20 protein-coding genes and 5 tRNA genes are annotated in these 19,716 nt (G+C 70.8%); 16 read left to right on the forward strand and 9 right to left on the reverse strand.

The window, feature by feature from the left end:
- Nucleotides 1-55: 55 nt before the first annotated feature.
- From ACWC91_RS13915 to ACWC91_RS13930, 4 genes are all read right to left on the reverse strand, one after another.
- Complete coding sequence (locus tag ACWC91_RS13915) at nucleotides 56-631, reverse strand: GTP-binding protein (RefSeq protein ID WP_100572092.1); 576 nt, start codon at nucleotides 629-631, stop codon at nucleotides 56-58.
- Nucleotides 612-1,010 carry a DUF742 domain-containing protein gene (locus tag ACWC91_RS13920; RefSeq protein ID WP_141358025.1) on the reverse strand — a complete coding sequence of 133 codons (399 nt, stop codon included), beginning with the start codon at nucleotides 1,008-1,010 and terminating at the stop codon, nucleotides 612-614. Before ACWC91_RS13920 ends, ACWC91_RS13915 begins: the two co-directional genes overlap by 20 nt.
- Nucleotides 1,011-1,121: 111 nt before the next feature.
- Entirely contained in the window at nucleotides 1,122-1,535 is a 414-nt protein-coding gene (locus tag ACWC91_RS13925; RefSeq protein WP_018544706.1) for a roadblock/LC7 domain-containing protein, read from the reverse strand.
- Between the two features lie 9 nt (nucleotides 1,536-1,544).
- Nucleotides 1,545-5,450, reverse strand: a complete 3,906-nt coding sequence (locus tag ACWC91_RS13930) for a nitrate- and nitrite sensing domain-containing protein (RefSeq protein ID WP_450642537.1) — start codon at nucleotides 5,448-5,450, stop codon at nucleotides 1,545-1,547.
- 599 nt (nucleotides 5,451-6,049) lie between these two features.
- Here ACWC91_RS13930 and ACWC91_RS13935 point away from each other — a divergent pair.
- The 9 genes from ACWC91_RS13935 to ACWC91_RS13975 all read left to right on the forward strand — a co-directional run bounded on the left by ACWC91_RS13935 (nucleotide 6,050) and on the right by ACWC91_RS13975 (nucleotide 10,149).
- Entirely contained in the window at nucleotides 6,050-6,238 is a 189-nt protein-coding gene (locus ACWC91_RS13935; RefSeq protein ID WP_225079410.1) for a hypothetical protein, read from the forward strand.
- Between the two features lie 158 nt (nucleotides 6,239-6,396).
- The gene (locus tag ACWC91_RS13940) at nucleotides 6,397-7,182 is read left to right on the forward strand and encodes a fumarylacetoacetate hydrolase family protein (RefSeq protein ID WP_450642539.1); all 786 of its coding nucleotides are present in this window, start codon (nucleotides 6,397-6,399) and stop codon (nucleotides 7,180-7,182) included.
- Nucleotides 7,175-8,659: a glutamate--tRNA ligase gene (gltX, locus tag ACWC91_RS13945; RefSeq protein WP_281156923.1), complete on the forward strand. Its 1,485-nt coding sequence runs from the start codon at nucleotides 7,175-7,177 to the stop codon at nucleotides 8,657-8,659. The genes ACWC91_RS13940 and gltX overlap by 8 nt, the downstream gene beginning before the upstream one ends.
- 154 nt (nucleotides 8,660-8,813) lie before the next feature.
- The gene (locus tag ACWC91_RS13950; RefSeq protein WP_450642541.1) at nucleotides 8,814-9,548 is read left to right on the forward strand and encodes an HAD family hydrolase; all 735 of its coding nucleotides are present in this window, start codon (nucleotides 8,814-8,816) and stop codon (nucleotides 9,546-9,548) included.
- A gap of 90 nt (nucleotides 9,549-9,638) precedes the next feature.
- Nucleotides 9,639-9,710: transfer RNA gene (locus ACWC91_RS13955), tRNA-Gln, on the forward strand.
- A 38-nt stretch (nucleotides 9,711-9,748) separates the two neighbouring features.
- Nucleotides 9,749-9,821: transfer RNA gene (locus ACWC91_RS13960), tRNA-Glu, on the forward strand.
- A 62-nt stretch (nucleotides 9,822-9,883) separates the two neighbouring features.
- Nucleotides 9,884-9,956, forward strand: a tRNA-Glu gene (locus tag ACWC91_RS13965).
- Between the two features lie 20 nt (nucleotides 9,957-9,976).
- A tRNA-Gln gene (locus ACWC91_RS13970) sits at nucleotides 9,977-10,048 on the forward strand.
- A gap of 28 nt (nucleotides 10,049-10,076) precedes the next feature.
- Nucleotides 10,077-10,149: transfer RNA gene (locus ACWC91_RS13975), tRNA-Glu, on the forward strand.
- A 199-nt stretch (nucleotides 10,150-10,348) separates the two neighbouring features.
- Here the strand turns inward: ACWC91_RS13975 and ndgR are convergent.
- Nucleotides 10,349-11,065: an IclR family transcriptional regulator NdgR gene (ndgR, locus tag ACWC91_RS13980; RefSeq protein WP_141358015.1), complete on the reverse strand. Its 717-nt coding sequence runs from the start codon at nucleotides 11,063-11,065 to the stop codon at nucleotides 10,349-10,351.
- Nucleotides 11,066-11,253: 188 nt separating this feature from the next.
- Here ndgR and leuC point away from each other — a divergent pair, with 188 nt between their 5' ends.
- The 4 genes from leuC (at nucleotide 11,254) to ACWC91_RS14000 (ending at nucleotide 14,591) form a co-directional block, all read left to right on the forward strand.
- Nucleotides 11,254-12,678, forward strand: coding sequence for a 3-isopropylmalate dehydratase large subunit (gene leuC / locus ACWC91_RS13985; RefSeq protein WP_225079407.1), 1,425 nt, complete (start codon nucleotides 11,254-11,256; stop codon nucleotides 12,676-12,678).
- A 5-nt stretch (nucleotides 12,679-12,683) separates the two neighbouring features.
- Complete coding sequence (gene leuD / locus ACWC91_RS13990; protein WP_225079406.1) at nucleotides 12,684-13,277, forward strand: 3-isopropylmalate dehydratase small subunit; 594 nt, start codon at nucleotides 12,684-12,686, stop codon at nucleotides 13,275-13,277.
- Nucleotides 13,278-13,585: 308 nt separating this feature from the next.
- Nucleotides 13,586-13,816, forward strand: a complete 231-nt coding sequence (locus tag ACWC91_RS13995) for an SCO5555 family protein (RefSeq protein WP_141358009.1) — start codon at nucleotides 13,586-13,588, stop codon at nucleotides 13,814-13,816.
- A 136-nt stretch (nucleotides 13,817-13,952) separates the two neighbouring features.
- Nucleotides 13,953-14,591 (forward strand): HU family DNA-binding protein, encoded by a 639-nt coding sequence (locus ACWC91_RS14000; RefSeq protein ID WP_450642542.1) that lies wholly within the window; start codon nucleotides 13,953-13,955, stop codon nucleotides 14,589-14,591.
- Between the two features lie 130 nt (nucleotides 14,592-14,721).
- Here the strand turns inward: ACWC91_RS14000 and ACWC91_RS14005 are convergent, their stop codons facing one another.
- Both ACWC91_RS14005 and cofC read right to left on the reverse strand, forming a co-directional pair.
- On the reverse strand, nucleotides 14,722-14,925 hold the full coding sequence (locus tag ACWC91_RS14005; protein ID WP_141358005.1) for a hypothetical protein: 204 nt from the start codon (nucleotides 14,923-14,925) through the stop codon (nucleotides 14,722-14,724).
- A 9-nt stretch (nucleotides 14,926-14,934) separates the two neighbouring features.
- On the reverse strand, nucleotides 14,935-15,573 hold the full coding sequence (cofC, locus tag ACWC91_RS14010; RefSeq protein WP_281156921.1) for a 2-phospho-L-lactate guanylyltransferase: 639 nt from the start codon (nucleotides 15,571-15,573) through the stop codon (nucleotides 14,935-14,937).
- Between the two features lie 199 nt (nucleotides 15,574-15,772).
- Between cofC and ACWC91_RS14015 the strand changes: the two genes are divergently transcribed.
- The 3 genes from ACWC91_RS14015 to ACWC91_RS14025 all read left to right on the forward strand — a co-directional run bounded on the left by ACWC91_RS14015 (nucleotide 15,773) and on the right by ACWC91_RS14025 (nucleotide 18,868).
- Nucleotides 15,773-16,588: a lysophospholipid acyltransferase family protein gene (locus ACWC91_RS14015; RefSeq protein WP_225079402.1), complete on the forward strand. Its 816-nt coding sequence runs from the start codon at nucleotides 15,773-15,775 to the stop codon at nucleotides 16,586-16,588.
- Nucleotides 16,585-17,595 (forward strand): NAD(P)H-dependent glycerol-3-phosphate dehydrogenase, encoded by a 1,011-nt coding sequence (locus ACWC91_RS14020; protein WP_225079401.1) that lies wholly within the window; start codon nucleotides 16,585-16,587, stop codon nucleotides 17,593-17,595. Before ACWC91_RS14015 ends, ACWC91_RS14020 begins: the two co-directional genes overlap by 4 nt.
- A 115-nt stretch (nucleotides 17,596-17,710) precedes the next feature.
- On the forward strand, nucleotides 17,711-18,868 hold the full coding sequence (locus ACWC91_RS14025; protein ID WP_225079400.1) for a D-alanine--D-alanine ligase family protein: 1,158 nt from the start codon (nucleotides 17,711-17,713) through the stop codon (nucleotides 18,866-18,868).
- A gap of 67 nt (nucleotides 18,869-18,935) precedes the next feature.
- On the opposite strand, the gene ACWC91_RS14030 is transcribed toward ACWC91_RS14025, so the two are convergent.
- Both ACWC91_RS14030 and ACWC91_RS14035 read right to left on the reverse strand, forming a co-directional pair.
- Entirely contained in the window at nucleotides 18,936-19,418 is a 483-nt protein-coding gene (locus ACWC91_RS14030; protein ID WP_225079399.1) for a DUF3515 domain-containing protein, read from the reverse strand.
- Nucleotides 19,419-19,438: 20 nt separating this feature from the next.
- Nucleotides 19,439-19,672: an Lrp/AsnC family transcriptional regulator gene (locus ACWC91_RS14035; protein ID WP_003997603.1), complete on the reverse strand. Its 234-nt coding sequence runs from the start codon at nucleotides 19,670-19,672 to the stop codon at nucleotides 19,439-19,441.
- Nucleotides 19,673-19,716 lie beyond the last annotated feature (44 nt).

Genomic DNA, 19,716 nt, shown 5'->3' on the forward strand with positions numbered 1-19,716 from the left:
CTACGACAACTTCCGTATGGCGCTGCCGATTTGAGGGCTACTCGTGGTGCCTCGGTTACCTCAGCCGGGCCATGAGGGCGTGTTCCACCAGGGTGATGAGGGCGGACTTGGCGTCGGCGCGGTGGCGGGCGTCGGTGGTGATGATGGGGGCGTCGGGGCCGATCTGGAGTGCTTCGCGGACCTCGTCGGGGTTGTAGGGCTGCTGGCCGTCGAAGCCGTTGAGGGCGATGACGAAGGGCAGTCCGCTGTTCTCGAAGTAGTCGACGGCGGGGAAGCAGTCGGCGAGCCTGCGGGTGTCGACGAGCACGATGGCGCCGATGGCGCCGCGGACGAGGTCGTCCCACATGAACCAGAAGCGGTCCTGGCCGGGGGTGCCGAACAGGTAGAGGATCAGGTCCTGGTCGAGTGTGATGCGGCCGAAGTCCATGGCCACCGTGGTGGTGGTCTTGTCCCCGGTGTGGGTGAGGTCGTCGATGCCCGCCGAAGCGGACGTCATCACGGCCTCCGTGCGCAGCGGGTTGATCTCCGAGACGGCGCCCACGAACGTGGTCTTGCCCACGCCGAAGCCACCCGCCACCACGATCTTCGCGGAGGTGGTCGCCCGGCCCCCGTCAGAGCTTGCGAAGTCCACTGAGCACCCTTTCGAGCAGCGTCACATCCGGTGCGCCACCGTTGTTCTCGTCCCCGCCCGGCTGGTGGATGGCCACCAGGCCGGCCTCCGCGAGGTCCGCTACGAGGATCCTGGCCACGCCCAGCGGCATGGCGAGGAGCGCAGAGACCTCGGCCACGGATTTCACCTCGCGGCACAGGTGGCAGATCCGCTGGTGCTCCGGGAGCAGTCCCATCAGCGCTGCCGGATCGGCCGTCGTACTGATCAGTGCCTCGATGGCGAGCTGGTAGCGCGGCCGGGTCCGGCCGCCGGTCATCGCATAGGGACGTACCAGCGGCTGGTCGCCCTCATCCCCGTACGGCTCAGCGTACGGATCATGAGAGGCGGGGGGCGGGGTCATGAATCCTCCGGGCGGGACAGCAAGTCGGTCAGTCAAGCCGTCTGACGGGGCCGGTGGGGGGATTGTGGCGGCCGGACGGTGATTTGGTGAGGTGGATGGTGCCGGAGCCGGTCAGTGCAGCAGACTGCCCTGTAGTTCGGCGCGCAGGTCGGGTGTGAGGACCGCCCCCGCGCGGTCGACGAGCAGCGCCATTTCGTAGCCGACGAGGCCGATGTCGCACTCCGGGTGGGCCAGCACCGCCAGGGACGACCCGTCGGAGACGGACATCAGGAAGAGGAAGCCGCGCTCCATCTCGACGACCGTCTGCGAGACGCTGCCGCCCTCGAAGATCCGGGAGGCCCCCGCGGTCAGCGAGGTCAGACCGGATGCCACGGCCGCGAGCTGGTCGGCGCGGTCGCGGGGGAAGCCTTCGGACATCGCCAGTAGGAGTCCGTCGGCGGACACCACGACGGTGTGGGACACCCCGGGGGTGTTGTCCACGAAGTTGGTGATCAACCAGTTCAGGTTCTGTGCCGCCTGGCTCATCGGACTCAACTAACGCTCCTGCTGGTGAGTGGGGCTGGGGAAACTGCCCGTCTGACCTGTGCCGGCCTGACGGCCCTGTGCGATGCCCCGACGGAGATTGGTCAGCCGGCCGCGTACGTCGTCGGGCGAACGCGAGACCTGCGGACCGCTCTGGTGCTGTTGCTGCTGAGCCGTGCCCGGGACGAGGTTGGCCCGGGGCACCCGGCGCGGCAGGCCGGAGGTGGTGACACCGCCCGCAGCCGGCTGCCTGACACGCTCGGCCTGCCGTACGAGGTCGTCGTTCGGCGAGGTGCGCCAGGCGGAGGCGGCGGGACGCTGGGGGGCCGCAGGAGTCTGCGGCTGCTGCGGCTGCTGCTGCGGCGGCGAGGCCGGAGCCGGTTCGCCGCCCTGCTGCTGCCCACCGCGGAACCAGTTGGTCTCCAGGGTGTCGTACAGCGGTGTACGGCCGTCGCCGGCACTCGGGGCCGGCGGCAGGGCCCAGGCGTCGTCCGGCCGATGCTGCGGGGCACCCGCGTTGCCCGGTTCCGGGCGTGCGGGACGCTGCTGGGGCCGCTGGGCGGCCGGACCGCGCAGTCCGCCGAAGTCGGCGCCGCCCGGGTGGGCGTTGCGGCCGGGCGCACCGTTGTCGTGTCCGGGCTGGGCGAACTGGCCGGTGGAGCCGCTGTCGTGACCGGGCTGGGCGAACTGGCCCGTGGAGCCGTTGTCGTATCCCTGCTGGGCGGCGAACTGGCCGGTCGAGCCGTTGTCGTATCCCTGCTGGGCGGCGAACTGGCCCGTGGAGCCGTTGTCGTATCCCTGCTGGGCGGCGAACTGGCCGGTCGAGCCGTTGTCGTACCCCTGCTGGGCCGCGAACCGGCCGGTGTCGGCGGGGTTGTGCTGCCCGGCCGGACCGTAGACGTCCGAGCGGACGAACTCGCCCGTGCTCTGGGCGTCGTTGGCACCCGGGTGAGGGGCGTTGAAGTCGGGGCGGGGAAATGCCGAGGTATCCGCCGCGGAGCCCGGTCCCTGACGGTCGTCGAAGCGGGGCATCTCGGCCGTCGAACCGGGTCCCTGACGGTCGTCGATCCGCGGCATCCGGGAGGTCTGCGACGGGTCCTGCTCGTCGTGGCCGCGCGGCGCGTCCAGAGCGGCCCGGCCCTGAGCGTTCTCGTCGCCCCAACCCGAGGTACGGGACGGCCCGTTGCCGCCCGGCAGTTCGGCGCGCGGGCCACCGCGCGGCGGCAACTGCGGCTGTCGGCCCGTCTCCGCGCCGTTTCCGCGCTGCGGGGGAACTCCACCGTGTGGGCCGCCGAAGGCGTCCTGGCGGCGTCCGTCGCCGAAGCCCTGCGAGGCGGCCGGGTGCCGGCCGTCGCCGAAGCCCTGCGGAGCGCCCGCACCGGGACCCTGCGGACCCTGCGGACCCTGCGGCCCGCCGGGTGCCTGGCCGCCGAAGCCGCCGGCCATGCCCGGAGCGGCCGGGCGGCCCTGCTGCGGCTGCCCCGGACCCTGCTGGCCACGCGGTCCGTTCGGACCGCCCTGGCGACCGGTGCCGGGCAGCGCGGCGCGCGGACCCTGGCCGGCACCGACCTGGCCGCGCGGAGCGGCTCCGGGACCGAGCCGGCCGGCCCCGCCCTGCTGACCGCCCGCGCCGAGGGCTCCGCCGCCCTGCTGACCGCCCTGCCGGCGGGCCGCTGCGGCGCCGGCGGCGGCAGCCGCGGCCGCCGGACCACCCGCGGACGGGCCGCCGGGCTTGCCCGCGCCCGGCTTCTTGCCTCCCTGGGCGACGTCGACGGGCAGCATGACCAGAGCCGTCGTACCACCGGAGTCGGAGGGGCGCAGCTGGATGCGGATGCCGTGGCGCTGGGACAGACGACCGACCACGAAGAGGCCCATGCGGCGGGAGACCGACACGTCCACGGTGGGCGGCGAGGCGAGCCGCTCGTTGATCGCGGCGAGGTCCTCCGGGGACAGACCGATACCGGTGTCGTGGATCTCGATCAGCACCCGCCCGTCGGGCAGCGCGTGACCGGTGACCTTGACCTTGGTCTGCGGCGAGGAGAACGAGGTCGCGTTCTCCAGCAGCTCGGCGAGCAGGTGCACGAGGTCGTTGACGACCCGGCCGGCGACCTCGGTGCCGGGCACCGAGGCCAGCTCGATGCGCTCGTACTGCTCCACCTCGGACGCGGCGGCGCGGAGCACGTCGACCAGCGGGACCGGACGGGTCCAGCGGCGGCCGGGCTCCTCACCGGCGAGGACGAGGAGGTTCTCACCGTTACGGCGCATGCGTGTGGCGAGGTGGTCGAGCTTGAACAGCGAGGACAGCTGGTCCGGGTCGGCCTCGCGGGACTCGAGTTCGGAGATCAGCGACAGCTGGCGCTGGATCAGACCCTGGGAGCGGCGCGAGAGGTTGGTGAACATCGCGTTGACGTTGCCCCGCAGCAGGGCCTGCTCGGCGGCGAGGCGGACCGCCTCGCGGTGCACGTCGTCGAAGGCCGCGGCCACCTGGCCGATCTCGTCCCGGGAGTGCACACCGACCGACTCCACGGACGTGTCCACGTCCTGCGGGTCGGACTCGGACAGCTGCCGGACCAGCTCGGGCAGGCGGTCCTGGGCGACCTTGGTGGCGGTCTCCTGGAGCCGGTGCAGCGAGCGGATCATGGAGCGGGCCACGACGAAGGCGCCGACCAGCGACACGCCGAGCACGAGCAGGATCAGCGCACCGGAGACGATGGCGTCGTACTCGGTGGCGCTGCGCAGCTCGCGGGCCTTCTGCTCCATCTCCTCGAGCAGCGTGTGCTCGATGTTCTTCATCTGCGAGATTTTGGTGGAGCTGTCGTCGACCCAGTCGCGGTAGGAGCGCTTGTTCGCCTGCTTCAGGCCCTCGGGGTTGTCCAGGACGCGCTTGGCGTAGGTGTCCGCGGACAGGATCGTCGGGTTGCCCTCTTCGATGGGCTTGATGAGCTCCTCGGAGCCCTCCCCGTAGATGTTGCGGAAGCTGTTGAGGTCGGAGGTCTGGCTCTCCAGCGCCTGCTGGGCGTAGAGGCGGTCGTTCTCCGAGAGCTTGCCGGCGCTGGTGTTGTTGGCCGGCAGGGCGGCGGCGATGACGGCGCGCTGGACGGACGCGTACTCCTTGGCGGAGGAGAAGGCGGCCAGCGCACGCGTCCGCTGGATCATCTGCGGGTTGCTGGTCGCCTCGGCCATGTCCTGGGAGAGGGCGAGCAGCTCGGTGATGAGCCGGTGGTAGCTCTCGACCGTCCGGGCCGAGTTCTCCTCGGACTTGTACGCGTCCTTGCGGATCTTGGTGAGGCCGTTGAGGTCGCTCGCCAGGCCGACGAGGGTGTCGCGGACGCCGAGGAGGTTGCCGTCCTTGCTGGCGGCGTCGATCTCCTCGGACGCGGAGACGAAGTTGTCCCGGGCCCGGTCGGTCCGGTCCCGGTAGCCCTTGATGGTGATGGCGGCCGCGCTGGAGCGCTGCGCCAGCGGGCCGGCGGACTGGTCGCGCTCCTCCTGGAGCGCGGCGGCCAGTTCGGTGGCCTGCTTGGTCATCTCCGTCAGCAGCTTCATGTTGTCGAGCTGCTGGATGTCGTCCATGCTCTGGCTGATACGCATCCCGCCCAGCGAGGTCGCAGCGACCACGGGCAGGGCGAGCAGCGACACCAGTCGCGTGGAGATGCGCCAGTTGCGCAGGGCCATGCGCGAGCCGGGGCCCGACGGCCCCTGGCTCCGGGTCTGCTTGGCCGCCGGAGCCTGGCTCGACGACGCCGACGCACCCGCCGGGCCGGTCGTGCCCGAGCGTCCGGGGCGCTCTGCGCCGTCGCCGGCCGGGGCCGGGTTCTGGGCGTGCTGGGGCGAGGAGCTGACGGCCATGGGGCCAGTCCCGCCGTGCGGCTCCGGCTCCGCCGAAGCGCTGCCATCCCTCTTGAAACGTCCCTGCACTAGCGTCGCAACCTCTGGACCAGGCGCCCCTCCGCGCGAGCGGAAGGACGGTGTCGGCGTTGTGGGAAGAGCCCTGAACACACTTCCCGGATGGTCGTGAGTGACCGGCGCTGGTTCCCCCTTCTCACCGCCGCTCGGCGCTGCGTTGCGCCCCCTGCGCCGGCTCGATCCTGCAGCGGTCCGTGGCATTCCAGCACAGTGCTGGATCTCCAACAAGGCATGTGGACCAGGCTGTGACCTCCGTGACAGCCCGTGAGTGACGGATTACCTGATGTGGAAAGTGATCTCCCGTATAGGGGACATTTCGCTACGTACCCGCGAGTCACTTGAGGTGTCCCAGTCGCCATGATCGGGAGCGGAATGATGGCTTCAGTGGGTCAATGTCCGATTCGGCGACAGAGAACGCGCTCATGAATTGTCTGGATTGTCGAGGCGTTCGTGAGCAAACTCACACCGACATCACGGGCTCTTCACGTCTTCGGCCGGGAATTGAATGTTTAGCCTGACGCTTTACAGGGATGGCAAATCCGACAACCGGCGCCCACGCGGGGGTCATGCGGACCTCCCGGTGCCCGAAGACGACAAGGTCTCGTACAACCGTGAAGACGACGATGATGTTCCGCACCATAGCCAACCCCCGGCGCACGACGCTGATGCACCTCGAAGGAGCCGACGCGCTGCCGACGCCGGAGCAGCCGGAGCACTCCGTCTCCCTCCCCGGGCAGACCGCCAACCCCCGGCGCACGGTCCTCATGGAGGCGCCCGTCGCGGCCGCCGTCGCGGAGTAGCACGCGCTCCGGCCGCGCCGGAGATCCAGGGGCGTCCCGCACTCGGGGCGCCCCGCCTTCGTGCCCCGTGCGCCGTAATGGCGCGAGGTCCGGGGCCCCGGCCGCGTTAGCCTGGAGCGTCAGACTCCAGCCGCTTCAGTCAAGGGGCCAAGCAACCCGTGCGCATCGCCAGGTTCTCCATCGACGGGAACGTCGCCTTCGGCGCGGTCGAGGGCGACAAGCCGGACGAACTCGTCCTCGACATCATCAAGGGCATCCCGTTCGCGGACTTCGAGCTCTCCGGCACCAGGGTGCCGCTGAGCAAGGTACGGCTGCTGCCGCCGGTGCTCCCCAACAAGGTCGTGGCCTTCGGCCGCAACTACGCCGAGCACGCACGCGAACTCGGCAACGAGGTGCCCGACGCGCCGTTCGCCTTCTTCAAGCCGTCCACCTCGGTGATCGGCCCCGGCGACCCGATCCAGTACCCCTCCTTCTCCCAGGAGCTGCACCACGAGGCCGAGCTGGCCGTGGTCATCGGCCGCATGTGCCGCGAGGTCCCGCGCGAGCGCGTCAAGGACGTGATCTTCGGCTACACCTGCGCCAACGACGTCACCGCCCGCGACGTGCAGCGGCGCGAGAAGCAGTGGGCCAGGGCCAAGGGCTTCGACACCTCCTGCCCGCTCGGCCCCTGGGCGGAGACGGACATCGACCTCACCGCCGCGGCCGACCTGACCATCCAGCTCACCGTCAACGGCGAGCAGCGGCAGCTGGGCCGCACCAGCGAGATGATCCACCCGATCGAGGATCTGATCGTCAACATCTCCGAGGCCATGACGCTGCTCCCCGGCGACGTGATCCTCACGGGCACCCCGGCTGGGGTCGGCCCCCTCAACGTCGGCGACGAGGTCGCCGTCACCATCGAAGGCATCGGCACTCTCACCAACAAGGTTGTCAAGCGTGGCTAGCGCATCCGACTCCCCCGTACGCGTCCGTTTCTGCCCGTCTCCCACCGGTAACCCCCATGTGGGCCTGGTCCGCACCGCCCTGTTCAACTGGGCGTTCGCCCGGCACCACCGGGGCACTCTGGTCTTCCGCATCGAGGACACCGACGCGGCCCGCGACTCCGAGGAGTCCTACAACCAGCTGCTCGACGCGATGCGCTGGCTGGGCTTCGACTGGGACGAGGGCCCCGAGGTCGGCGGACCGCACGCGCCGTACCGGCAGTCGCAGCGCATGGACATCTACCAGGACGTCGCCCACAAGCTGCTCGAGGCCGGCCACGCCTACCACTGCTACTGCTCCCAGGAGGAGCTGGACAGCCGCCGCGAGGCCGCCCGCGCGGCCGGCAAGCCGTCCGGCTACGACGGCCACTGCCGCGAGCTGACCGCCGCGCAGGTGGAGGAGTACAAGGCCCAGGGCCGGGCGCCGATCGTCCGCTTCCGCATGCCCGACGAGACGATCACCTTCACCGACCTGGTCCGCGGCGAGCTGACCTTCACCCCGGAGAACGTCCCGGACTACGGCATCGTCCGCGCCAACGGCGCCCCGCTGTACACCCTGGTCAACCCGGTCGACGACGCGCTCATGGAGATCACCCACATCCTGCGCGGCGAAGACCTGCTCTCCTCCACCCCGCGCCAGGTCGCCCTGTACAAGGCGCTGATGGAACTGGGCATCGCCAAGGAGATCCCGTCCTTCGGCCACCTGCCGTACGTGATGGGCGAGGGCAACAAGAAGCTCTCCAAGCGCGACCCGCAGTCGTCGCTGAACCTCTACCGCGAGCGCGGCTTCCTGCCCGAGGGCCTGCTCAACTACCTGTCCCTGCTCGGCTGGTCGCTCTCCGCCGACCGGGACATCTTCTCCGTCGAGGAGATGGTCGCGGCCTTCGACATCGCGGACGTGAACCCCAACCCGGCCCGCTTCGACCTGAAGAAGTGCGAGGCGATCAACGCCGACCACATCCGGCTGCTCGACGCCAAGGACTTCACCGAGCGCTGCCGTCCCTGGCTCCAGGCCCCGTTCGCCCCCTGGGCCCCGGAGGACTTCGACGAGACCAAGTGGCAGGCGATCGCCCCGCAGGCACAGACGCGTCTGAAGGTCCTGTCCGAGATCACGGACAACGTGGACTTCCTGTTCCTGCCCGAGCCGGTCTTCGACGAGCCGAGCTGGACCAAGGCGATGAAGGAGGGCTCGGACGCCCTGCTCCGCACCGCCCGGGAGAAGCTGGAGTCGGCCGACTGGACCTCCCCCGACTCCCTGAAGGAGGCCGTCCTGGCCGCCGGCGAGGCGCACGGCCTCAAGCTCGGCAAGGCCCAGGCCCCGGTCCGCGTGGCCGTCACCGGCCGCACGGTCGGCCTGCCCCTCTTCGAGTCCCTCGAGATCCTGGGCAAGGAGAGGACCCTGGCCCGCATCGACGCGGCGCTGGCGAAGCTGGCGGCGTGAGCGTGCGGCGCTGACACGGATACGGCTGTCACAGGTACGCGCGAGGGGCGGCACCCGGCCGGGGTGCCGCCCCTCGGCGTTCGGCGCCGCTGCCGGGAACGGATCTTTCAGCGGCCCGCCCCCGCGCGGCCGTCCGGACGGTACCGTCGGTGGCATGGCGATCAGAGCGGTCCTGTGGGACGTCGACGACACCCTCTTCGACTACACGACCGCCGACCGGGCCGGCATGCGCGCGCACCTGGTGGCCGAGGGACTGCTGGACGGGTACGGGACCGCGGAGGAGGCCCTGGCCCACTGGCGGCGGATCACCGAGGCGCAGTGGGCGCGGTTCTCGGCGGGGGAGGCGACCTTCGAGGAGCAGCGGCGGGACCGGGTGCGGGACTTCCTCGCCCGGCCGGAGCTGACCGACGACGAGACCGACGAGTGGTTCGAGCGCTACCTGGGCCACTACGAGGCCGCATGGGCGCTCTTCCCGGACGTGCTGCCCGTCCTGGACGCGCTCGCCGCCAGCCACCGGCACGCCGTGCTGTCCAACTCCAGCATCCACGTCCAGGAGCGCAAGCTGCGCTCCCTCGGCGTGCGCGACCGCTTCGAGACCGTGCTGTGCGCCGCCGAACTCGGGGTGTCCAAGCCGGAGCCGCGGGCGTTCCACGCGGCCTGCGAGGCACTGGAACTCGGCCCGCACCAGGTGGCGTACGTCGGCGACCACCCGGAGATCGACGGGCGTGGCGCCGCCGAGGCCGGACTGCTTTCGGTCTGGATCGACCGCGCGGGCGTGCACGCCGGAGACCACGACGGCGCGGGCCGGCACCGGATCGCCTCGCTCGCCGAACTGCCCGCGATCCTCGGCTCCGATACTCGTTTTGGAGCCCCGTCCACCTTCAGGTAATGTTCTTCCTGCGCCGCGGGGCGCGGGCCGAAGGTCCGGAACCGCGGGTGCAACACTAAAACAGGATCCCCACAAGATCTTGCTTTTCAGTGGCCTATGGTGTAATTGGCAGCACGACTGATTCTGGTTCAGTTAGTCTTGGTTCGAGTCCAGGTAGGCCAGCTCGCAGAGCTCATCTGCACCGCGGATTTCATCCGCAGGCCCCCGTTGTGTAGCGGCCTAGCACGCCGCCCTCTCAAGGCGGTAGCGCCGGTTCGAATCCGGTCGGGGGTACAGATCCTTCTCGCGGAGACAATCCGGGTCGCACCCGTTGTCGCCGATGCAGGATCGCTAGGGCCCCCGTTGTGTAGCGGCCTAGCACGCCGCCCTCTCAAGGCGGTAGCGCCGGTTCGAATCCGGTCGGGGGTACGACTGGTCTAAACCATCATTGGTCTATGGTGTAATTGGCAGCACGACTGATTCTGGTTCAGTTAGTCTTGGTTCGAGTCCAGGTAGACCAGCTCGGACCTGCGGAAACGCAGTGTCCACGCCCCCGTTGTGTAGCGGCCTAGCACGCCGCCCTCTCAAGGCGGTAGCGCCGGTTCGAATCCGGTCGGGGGTACGCAGTCGGAAGGGCCCTCCCTCGGGAGGGCCCTTCGGCGTTTCCGCAGAGTTCCCGCTCCCCGCCCCCGTGGGCTGCGGAGGGGCGGGTGCCTGCTCGTCGTGGGTCTCGGCCGGAGCGGTCGGTGGGTCGGCGGGTGGGGGAGTCGTGCCGGAAGGGCCTGCCGCGGCGTTGAGGCCGGCCCTCGCGGTTTCTCGCGTCAGCCGGAGCGGCGCAGGGCCTCCGACAGGCGCGCGGCGGCGTCGATGACCGCCTGGGCGTGCATGCGGCCGGGGTGGCGGGTGAGGCGCTCGATGGGGCCGGAGACCGAGACGGCGGCCACCACGCGGTTCGAGGGGCCGCGCACGGGCGCGGAGACGGACGCGACGCCCGGCTCGCGCTCGCCGATGGACTGGGCCCAGCCGCGGCGCCGTACGCCCGACAGGGCCGTCGCCGTGAAGCGGGCGCCCTGGAGACCGCGGTGGAGCCGCTCCGGCTCCTCCCAGGCCATCAGGACCTGGGCCGAGGAGCCCGCCTTCATCGTGAGCGTGGAGCCGACCGGGACGGTGTCCCGAAGGCCGGACAGGCGCTCGGCCGCGGCGACGCAGATGCGCATGTCGCCCTGGCGGCGGTAGAGCTGCGCGCTCTCGCCCGTCACGTCCCTCAGGTGCGTGAGCACCGGCCCGGCGGTGGCCAGCAGACGGTCCTCGCCCGCGGCCGCGGCCAGTTCCGCGAGGCGCGGGCCGAGGATGAACCGGCCCTGCATGTCGCGCGCCACCATGCGGTGGTGTTCCAGCGCCACGGCCAGCCGGTGGGCCGTGGGTCGTGCCAGTCCGGTGGACGCGACCAGGCCCGCGAGGGTGGCCGGACCGGACTCCAGAGCGCTCAGGACAAGGGCTGCCTTGTCCAGAACGCCGACGCCGCTACTGTTGTCCATGCAACGATACTTGCGTCTCACTCTGTGAAACGCAAGTTCAATTTTCCGTGGAACACGCCACTCTGGAAGTCATGGCGGCCCGTGGACCGACGGGCTCGGCGGCGGACGCCCGGAGGGGGGCGCGGGTGCCGCATCCTCAAGATCTCTAGTTGGGCCGGCGCCCTTGGCGTCCGGCCGGAGGGAAAGCGATGGGTAGGACACTCGCGGAGAAGGTCTGGGACGACCACGTCGTCCGGCGCGCCGAGGGCGAGCCCGACCTCCTCTTCATCGATCTGCACCTGCTGCACGAGGTGACCAGCCCCCAGGCCTTCGACGGCCTGCGCAAGAGCGGCCGGACCGTGCGCCGGCTCGACCTGACCATCGCGACCGAGGATCACAACACCCCGACCCTCGACATCGACAAGCCCATCGCGGACCCCGTCTCCCGTGTCCAGCTGGAGACGCTGCGCAAGAACTGCGCCGACTTCGGGGTGCGGCTGCACCCGCTGGGCGACGTCGAGCAGGGCGTCGTCCACGTGGTGGGACCGCAGCTGGGCCTGACTCAGCCGGGCACCACCGTGGTCTGCGGTGACTCGCACACCTCCACGCACGGCGCCTTCGGCGCGCTGGCGTTCGGTATCGGCACCTCCCAGGTCGAGCACGTGCTCGCCACCCAGACCCTGCCGATGGCCCGCCCGAAGACCATGGCGATCACGGTCGAGGGCGAACTGCCCGAGGGCGTCACGGCCAAGGACCTGATCCTGGCGATCATCGCGAGGATCGGCACCGGCGGCGGCCAGGGCTACGTCCTGGAGTACCGCGGCTCCGCCATCGAGAAGCTCTCGATGGAGGCCCGCATGACCATCTGCAACATGTCCATCGAGGCCGGCGCCCGCGCGGGCATGATCGCCCCCGACGAGACCACCTTCGCCTACCTCCAGGGCCGCCCGCACGCCCCCCGGGGTGAGGACTGGGACGCCGCCGTGGCGTACTGGAAGACCCTGCGCACGGACGACGACGCCGTCTTCGACGCCGAGGTCGTCATCGACGCCGCCGCACTGTCCCCGTTCGTCACCTGGGGCACCAACCCCGGCCAGGGCGCACCGCTTTCGGCCGCCGTCCCCGACCCGGCTTCGTACGAAGACGCATCGGAGCGCCTGGCCGCCGAAAAGGCCCTGGAATACATGGGGTTGGCGGCCGGACAGCCGCTGCGTTCCATCAGTGTGGACACCGTCTTCGTAGGCTCCTGCACCAACGGCCGCATCGAGGACCTGCGCGCCGCCGCCGAGATCCTGCGGAGCCGCAAAGTCGCCGACGGCGTACGGATGCTGGTCGTCCCAGGCTCCGCGCGCGTGGGTCTCCAGGCCGTCTCCGAGGGCCTGGACGTGGTCTTCAAGGAGGCCGGCGCCGAATGGCGGCACGCGGGCTGCTCGATGTGCCTGGGCATGAACCCCGACCAGCTGGCCCCCGGCGAGCGGTCCGCCTCCACCTCCAACCGCAACTTCGAGGGCAGGCAGGGCAAGGGCGGCCGCACGCACCTGGTCTCCCCGCAGGTCGCCGCGGCCACCGCGGTCCTCGGCCACCTGGCCTCCCCGGCCGACCTGTCCGACGCCCCCACGCCCGCTGGAGTCTGAGAATCATGGAAGCCTTCACCACCCACACCGGCCGGGCCGTCCCGCTGCGCCGCAGCAACGTCGACACCGACCAGATCATCCCTGCCCACTGGCTCAAGAAGGTCACCCGCGACGGGTTCGAGGACGGGCTGTTCGAGGCCTGGCGCAAGGACCCCGGGTTCGTGCTGAACCGTCCGGAGCGCCACGGCGCCACGGTCCTGGTCGCCGGCCCCGACTTCGGCACCGGCTCCTCCCGCGAGCACGCCGTCTGGGCGCTGCAGAACTACGGCTTCAAGACCGTGATCTCCTCCCGCTTCGCGGACATCTTCCGGGGCAACTCGCTGAAGAACGGTCTGCTGACCGTGGTCCTGGACCAGAAGGTCGTGGATGCGCTGTGGGAGCTCACCGAGAAGGACCCCGAGGCCGAGGTGACCGTCGACCTGGTCGCCCGCGAGGTGCGCGCCGAGGGGATCACCGCCTCCTTCGAGCTGGACGAGAACTCCCGCTGGCGGCTGCTGAACGGGCTGGACGACATCTCCATCACCCTCCAGAACGAGAGCGACATCGCCGTCTACGAGGCGAAGCGCCCAGCCTTCAAGCCGCGCACCCTGCCGGTCTGATCCAGGGCCCCGGCCGATGACCGGCCGCCGGGCCGGACACCGCTCCCCGGCGCCGTGACAAGTCGACTTTCGGCCACCGTACGACCCCGCTGTACCCCCGATCGAGGCGATCGGGGGTACAGCCGTTTTGGCGCCCGTACCACCCGGCGCGCCGCCGTCGAGGCACTCAACTTCCCACGTTAAGCGGGTGATTGCCGGGGTAGACGAGGTTCCGGCCCCCGCCCGCCGCAGCCGCCCGGATGGCCGTCACAGGCGTCAGTTGCCCCCCAGCGCAGGCGACAACTCGCCCCAGATGGCACAATCTGTGCATGGACAACGACGGCCAACTCGAGCTCTATACGGCGGTCGCGGCCCAGCTCAAGGAAGCGCACGAAAGAGTGCGCGCACTGCAAGTCCCGGAGAGCGTACGGATGGCGCTGACCCGGAAGCTGCTGGTCATTACGGCCGCGGCCAAGCACGATCTCGCCGGTGCGACAAGGCGTCTGGAGCGGTTCACGGCAGACCTCGACCAGGGGCGAATCCCCGGCGGGGAAGGCTGAACAGCCCGAGGCTGTCGAGTCCGTTGCGGCACAAGGGTGATTAGCCCGTTTCGTGTTTGATTTGCGGTATATATCTGCCTAACGTGCGAAAACGCTTGAACACTTTCGTTCTGGCAAGGTCTCCGAAGGGGAAGACGTGAACAAGGCGCAGCTCGTAGAAGCGATTGCCGACAAGATGGGCGGCCGCCAGCAGGCCGCCGATGCGGTGGACGCGGTTCTGGACGCCGTCGTCCGCGCTGTCGTCGCGGGAGACCGGGTCTCGGTCACCGGCTTCGGGTCCTTCGAGAAGGTCGACCGTCCCGCCCGTTACGCGCGCAACCCGCAGACGGGTGAGCGGGTGCGGGTCAAGAAGACCTCCGTTCCCCGCTTCCGGGCCGGCCAGGGCTTCAAGGACCTGGTGAGCGGCTCGAAGAAGCTCCCGAAGCACGACATCGCGGTCAAGAAGGCGCCCAAGGGCAGCCTGTCCGGCCCGACCGCCACCATTGCCAAGGCCGTCGGCAAGAAGACCGCGGCGAAGAAGGCCACCGCGGCTGCGAAGAAGACCGCGGCGAAGAAGGCCACCGCGGCTGCGAAGAAGACCGCCGCCAAGAAGGCCACCGCGGCTGCGAAGAAGACCACGGCGGCCGCCAAGAAGACGACGGCCACGAAGGCCGCCGCCAAGAAGACCACGGCCAAGAAGGCGCCGGCGAAGAAGGTGACGGCCAAGAAGGCCCCCGCCAAGAAGTCGACCGCCCGCAAGACCACCGCCAAGAAGACCACCGCCCGCGGCAAGTAGCGGCGCAGGGTACTCACGCGCCGGGCCGGACTCCCGAGGGAGCCCGGCCCGCGGCGTGTTCGGGCACGCTCGGCCCGGTCCGCCCGGTGGGGAAGGCCTCTCGCGCCGACCGGACGGCCTTCCTGCCTGGTCAGAAGGTCTGCAGCGTCACCAGGGTGATCCGCAGGCCGTTCCCCTCGCCCTCGGTCTCGATCCGCACTCGCTGCCCCGGCCGCAGCAGCCGCAGGCCGCCCGCGTCGAACGCCGGCGCGTCGAAGGGCACCGGGGTGCCGTCGTCCAGGAGCACCTGCCCGCTGCGGCTTTCGGGGTCGTACGTGTATGCGGTCGCGTGCATGACGGCAGCCTACTGTCCCGGGACCGGCAGTCGCGCGGCGGCGGCGGCCGTCCGCGGTCCCACGCCGAGGGCCAGCGCGGCCCGCAGGTCGTGCCCGGTGTCCACGTCCCGGCGCACGGATTCCACCGCCTGAAGGGACAGTTCCACCGCGCCGGACGCCCGGTGGCGGGCCCGGGAATCGGCGCCGAAAGCCGGGAGCAGCGGATGCCCGGGGGACGCCGCCAGCAAAGTCGTGCCGATGGCCGCGGAATCCGCGAGAAATGCCCGTGGGAATTGCGCGGCCGCCTCCAGAACCCGGGCCAATTCCATGGGCCGCAGTGCGGGAAGATCGGCGTTCAGGGCCGCCACCGGACTTCGGGGGCGCGAGGCCCGTACGACCGCCGCTCCGTGCGTGAGCGCGGCGTTCAGGCCGGCCCGCGGCTCGTCGGCGACGATCCGGGCGCCCAGCGCCGCCAGCTCCCGCCCGGCCCCGGCGTCGTCCGTGACGACCGCCACATCCGCCACCGCGGGGCAGGCCAGCGCGGCCGCCACCGTGTCCACGGCGAAGGCGAGGGCCAGGCCGGGACGCACCCCGTCGCCGGCGGTGTCCGAAAGCCTGCTCTTGGCCCGGGTCAGGGGCTTCAGGGGGATGACCAAGGTCCACTGCACCGGCGTTCCGCCCCTCTCGTGTGGTCGTCATTGTCTCCCGGAGTCCCCCCGGACCGTCCGGGGGACCGGGAAGGGGAGGGGCGCGAAGCTCCTTCCAAGAGCGCTCCCCGGTGACGTGCGGGCGTACGGTGTTCTCGACAGACAGGCGGCCTGGGGCGACACTTGTGCGGCCCCCCAGGCCCTAGAGGAAGGTGTCCGCGTGCCCCGCCGCAGAATCGGCTTCTGGTATCGCTTCGCAGCGGTGATCTGCAAACCGCCACTGGTGGTTCTGATCAAGCGGGACTGGCGCGGAATGGAGAACATTCCTGCCGACGGCGGATTTATCACCGTGGTGAACCACAATTCGCACGTCGACCCCTTCGCGTACGCCCACTTTCAGTACAACACCGGCCGCGTGCCGCGATTCCTGGCGAAGAGCGGGCTTTTCAAGAAGGGATTGGTGGGTGCCGCGATGCGCGGCACCGGGCAGATCCCCGTCTACCGCGAGAGCACGGACGCGCTGAGCGCGTTCCGGGCCGCCATCGACGCCGTGGAGCGCGGCGAGTGCGTCGCCTTCTACCCCGAGGGCACCCTCACCCGCGACCCCGACGGCTGGCCGATGACCGGTAAGACCGGCGCCGCCCGGGTCGCCCTCCAGACCAAGTGCCCGGTGATTCCGGTCGCCCAGTGGGGCGCCAACGAACTGCTGCCGCCCTACGCCAAGAAGCCCCATCTGCTGCCCCGCAAGACCCACCACGTGCAGGCCGGACCGCCCGTGGACCTCTCCCGCTTCTACGACCAGGAGATGACCCCGGAACTGCTGAAGGAGGCGACCGAGGTCATCATGGCGGCCATCACCCGCCACCTGGAGGAGATCCGCGGCGAGAAGGCGCCCGCCGAGCCGTACGATCCGCGCCGGGAGCGGATCGAGCAGCGCCGCCGCACCGAGTCGCAGAACCAGGGCAGGACCGTGCCGGCCGCGCAGCGCGGGCCGGCCGTGCGGGAATCCGTACAGGAAGAGGGGCAGGGCACGTGAGCAAGCCGGTCAAGGCGGCCGTCTTCGGTACCGGATCGTGGGGCACCGCCTTCGGCATGGTCCTCGCCGACGCCGGTTGCGAGGTGACCCTGTGGGCCCGCCGCGCCGAACTCGTCGACGCGGTCAACTCCACCCGGACCAACCCCGACTACCTGCCCGGAGTCGAACTCCCGGAGAACCTGCGGGCCACGGCCGACGCCGCCGAGGCCGCCCGCGACGCCGACTTCACGGTGCTCGCCATCCCCTCGCAGACCATGCGGGCGAACCTCGCCGAGTGGGTGCCGCTGCTCGCCCCGGACACGGTCCTCGTCTCCCTGATGAAGGGCGTCGAACTCGGCTCGGCCATGCGGATGAGCGAGGTGATCGAGGACGTCGCCAAGGCCGGCGCCGACCGCGTCGCCGTCGTCACCGGGCCCAACCTGGCCCGGGAGATCGCCGCCCGCATGCCGGCCGCCGGCGTGGTCGCGTGCACCGACGAGGCGGTGGCCCGGCGGTTGCAGGCCGCCTGCCACACCCCGTACTTCCGGCCGTACACCAACACCGACGTGGTCGGCTGCGAACTCGGCGGCGCCGTCAAGAACGTGATCGGCCTGGCCGTCGGCATCGCGGACGGCATGGGGCTCGGCGACAACGCCAAGGGCTCGCTCATCACCCGCGGCCTCGCCGAGACCACCCGGCTGGGCATGGCCCTGGGCGCCGACCCGCTGACCTTCTCCGGACTCGCCGGCCTCGGCGACCTGGTGGCCACCTGCTCCTCGCCGCTTTCGCGCAACCACACCTTCGGCACCAACCTCGGCAAGGGCATGACCCTCCAGGAGACCATCGCGGTCACCAAGCAGACCGCCGAGGGCGTCAAGTCCTGTGAGTCGGTGCTGGATCTGGCCCGCCGGCACGGCGTCGACATGCCCATCACGGAGACCGTCGTCGGCATCGTGCACGAGGCCAAGCCGCCGGTGGTGGCCCTCCGGGAGCTGATGTCGCGCAGCGCCAAGCCCGAACGCCGCTGAAACCGGCGCCGTTCGGCCGTCCGCATCACGTTGCGCGACCGTCCGTGCGACGCTGAGCTACGGTGCCCATGCGGGCACTGACGTCGTGGATACCAGCGGGTACTCTCATCGCGATATGAGCAGCGAGAACCTCCCCCAGAGCCCCGAGCAGCCGTCCCGCAAGCCCCGCGTGGCCGTCGTGTGCGGCGGCCGCAGCTCCGAACACGGGATCTCCGTGGTCACCGCGGGCGCGGTGCTGCGCGCCATCGACCGGACCAAGTACGAGGTCCTGCCGATCGGCATCACCCGCGACGGCCGCTGGGCCCTGACCGCCGACGAGCCGGAGCGCATGGCCATCACCGAGGGCCGCACCCCGAACGTCGAGGAGCTCACCGACTCCGCCGAGGGCGGCGTGGTGCTCCCCGTGGACCCGGCCAACCGCGAAGTCGTCTACAGCGAGCCCGGTTCGGTGCCCAAGGCGCTCGGCGAGGTCGACGTGGTCTTCCCGGTGCTGCACGGCCCCTATGGCGAGGACGGCACCCTCCAGGGCCTCCTGGAGCTGTCCGGCGTGCCGTACGTGGGCTCGGGCGTGCTCGCCTCGGCCGTCGGCCAGGACAAGGAGTACATGAAGCGGGTGTTCACCTCCTTCGGGCTCAAGGTCGGCCCGTACGTGGTGATCCGGCCGCGCGAGTGGGCGCGGGACCCGTCCGCCGCCCGCAAGAAGATCGTCGACTTCGCCGGCGAGCACGGCTGGCCGCTGTTCGTGAAGCCCGCGCGTGCCGGTTCGTCGATCGGCATCACCAAGGTCGACGACCTCTCCGGCCTGGACGAGGCGGTCGAGGAGGCCCAGCGGCACGACCCGAAGGTGCTCGTGGAGGCCGCGCTGCGCGGCCGCGAGATCGAGTGCGGGGTGCTGGAGTTCGAGGACGGCCCGCGGGCCTCCGTGCCGGCCGAGATCCCGCCGCCCGAGGCGCACGCGTACTACGACTTCGAGGCCAAGTACATCGACTCGACGCCCGGCGTCGTGCCCGCCCCGCTGACCGACGAGGAGACCGCCGAGGTGCGGCGGCTCGCGGTGGAGGCGTTCGAGGCGGCCTCCTGCGAGGGCCTGGTCCGCGCGGACTTCTTCCTCACCGAGGACGGCGAGTTCGTGATCAACGAGATCAACACCATGCCCGGCTTCACGCCCATCTCGATGTACCCGCAGATGTGGCAGGCGAGCGGCATCAGCTACCCGGAGCTGGTGGACCGGCTGATCCAGGCGGCGCTGCGCCGCTCGACGGGCCTGCGCTGAGGACGTGCGCCCAGGGGGCGGCGGGTGCCGGCGGGCGTCCGGGGCCCCCACGGCGCGTGCCGTGCGCTCAGTCGGCGATCCCCTTGGGGATCGCCTTCTTCACGGCCGGGGCCAGATCGACCAGCGGCGCCACCCCGTGGTTCGTGCGCCCCGCGGGGATCGTCACCTCCACATAGGCCAGGCGCAGCGTGGTGGTGAAGCGGAACGACCCGTCCCCCTGCTTCTGCAGCAGCCAGCCCACGTCGTTCACCTCGGCCCCGTCGGCCTCCGGATCGTCCATCGCGGCGGGCCGCGGGACACCGCAGCGCAGTATGATCGCCGGGCTTCCCCAGCCCGCGGTCAGCGCGGAGGCGGGCCGGGGATCCTCGCGGCTCAGTCCGTCCACTTTCCCAGGCAGTTCCCTGTCCAGATTCCGGCACAGTCCGGCAACCGACGGCCGTGGGCCGGGAACCGCCACGGTGGCGCTGTCGTCGCCTGGGGAGCAGCCCGCGGCGGCGATCAGCGCGGCGAGAACGGGCAGGCCGAGAAGCCGGTGACGGAAGAAGCTCACCGGCCAAGGGTAGACGGGGGCTACAGATGCACGACCGGGCAGGTCAGGGTGCGCGTGATGCCGTCCACTTGCTGGACCTTCGCGACCACCATGCGGCCCAGGTCGTCCACTGTGTCGGCCTGGGCCCGCACGATGACGTCGTACGGTCCCGTCACGTCCTCGGCCTGGATCACCCCAGGGATCTTGCTGATCGTCTCGGCGACGGTCGACGCCTTGCCGACCTCCGTCTGGATCAGGATGTACGCCTGTACCACGGAACCTCCAGGGCGGCCACGAGGATCATGTGGGGGAAAAGGAA

The organism is Streptomyces sp. NPDC001204 (genome assembly GCF_053598035.1).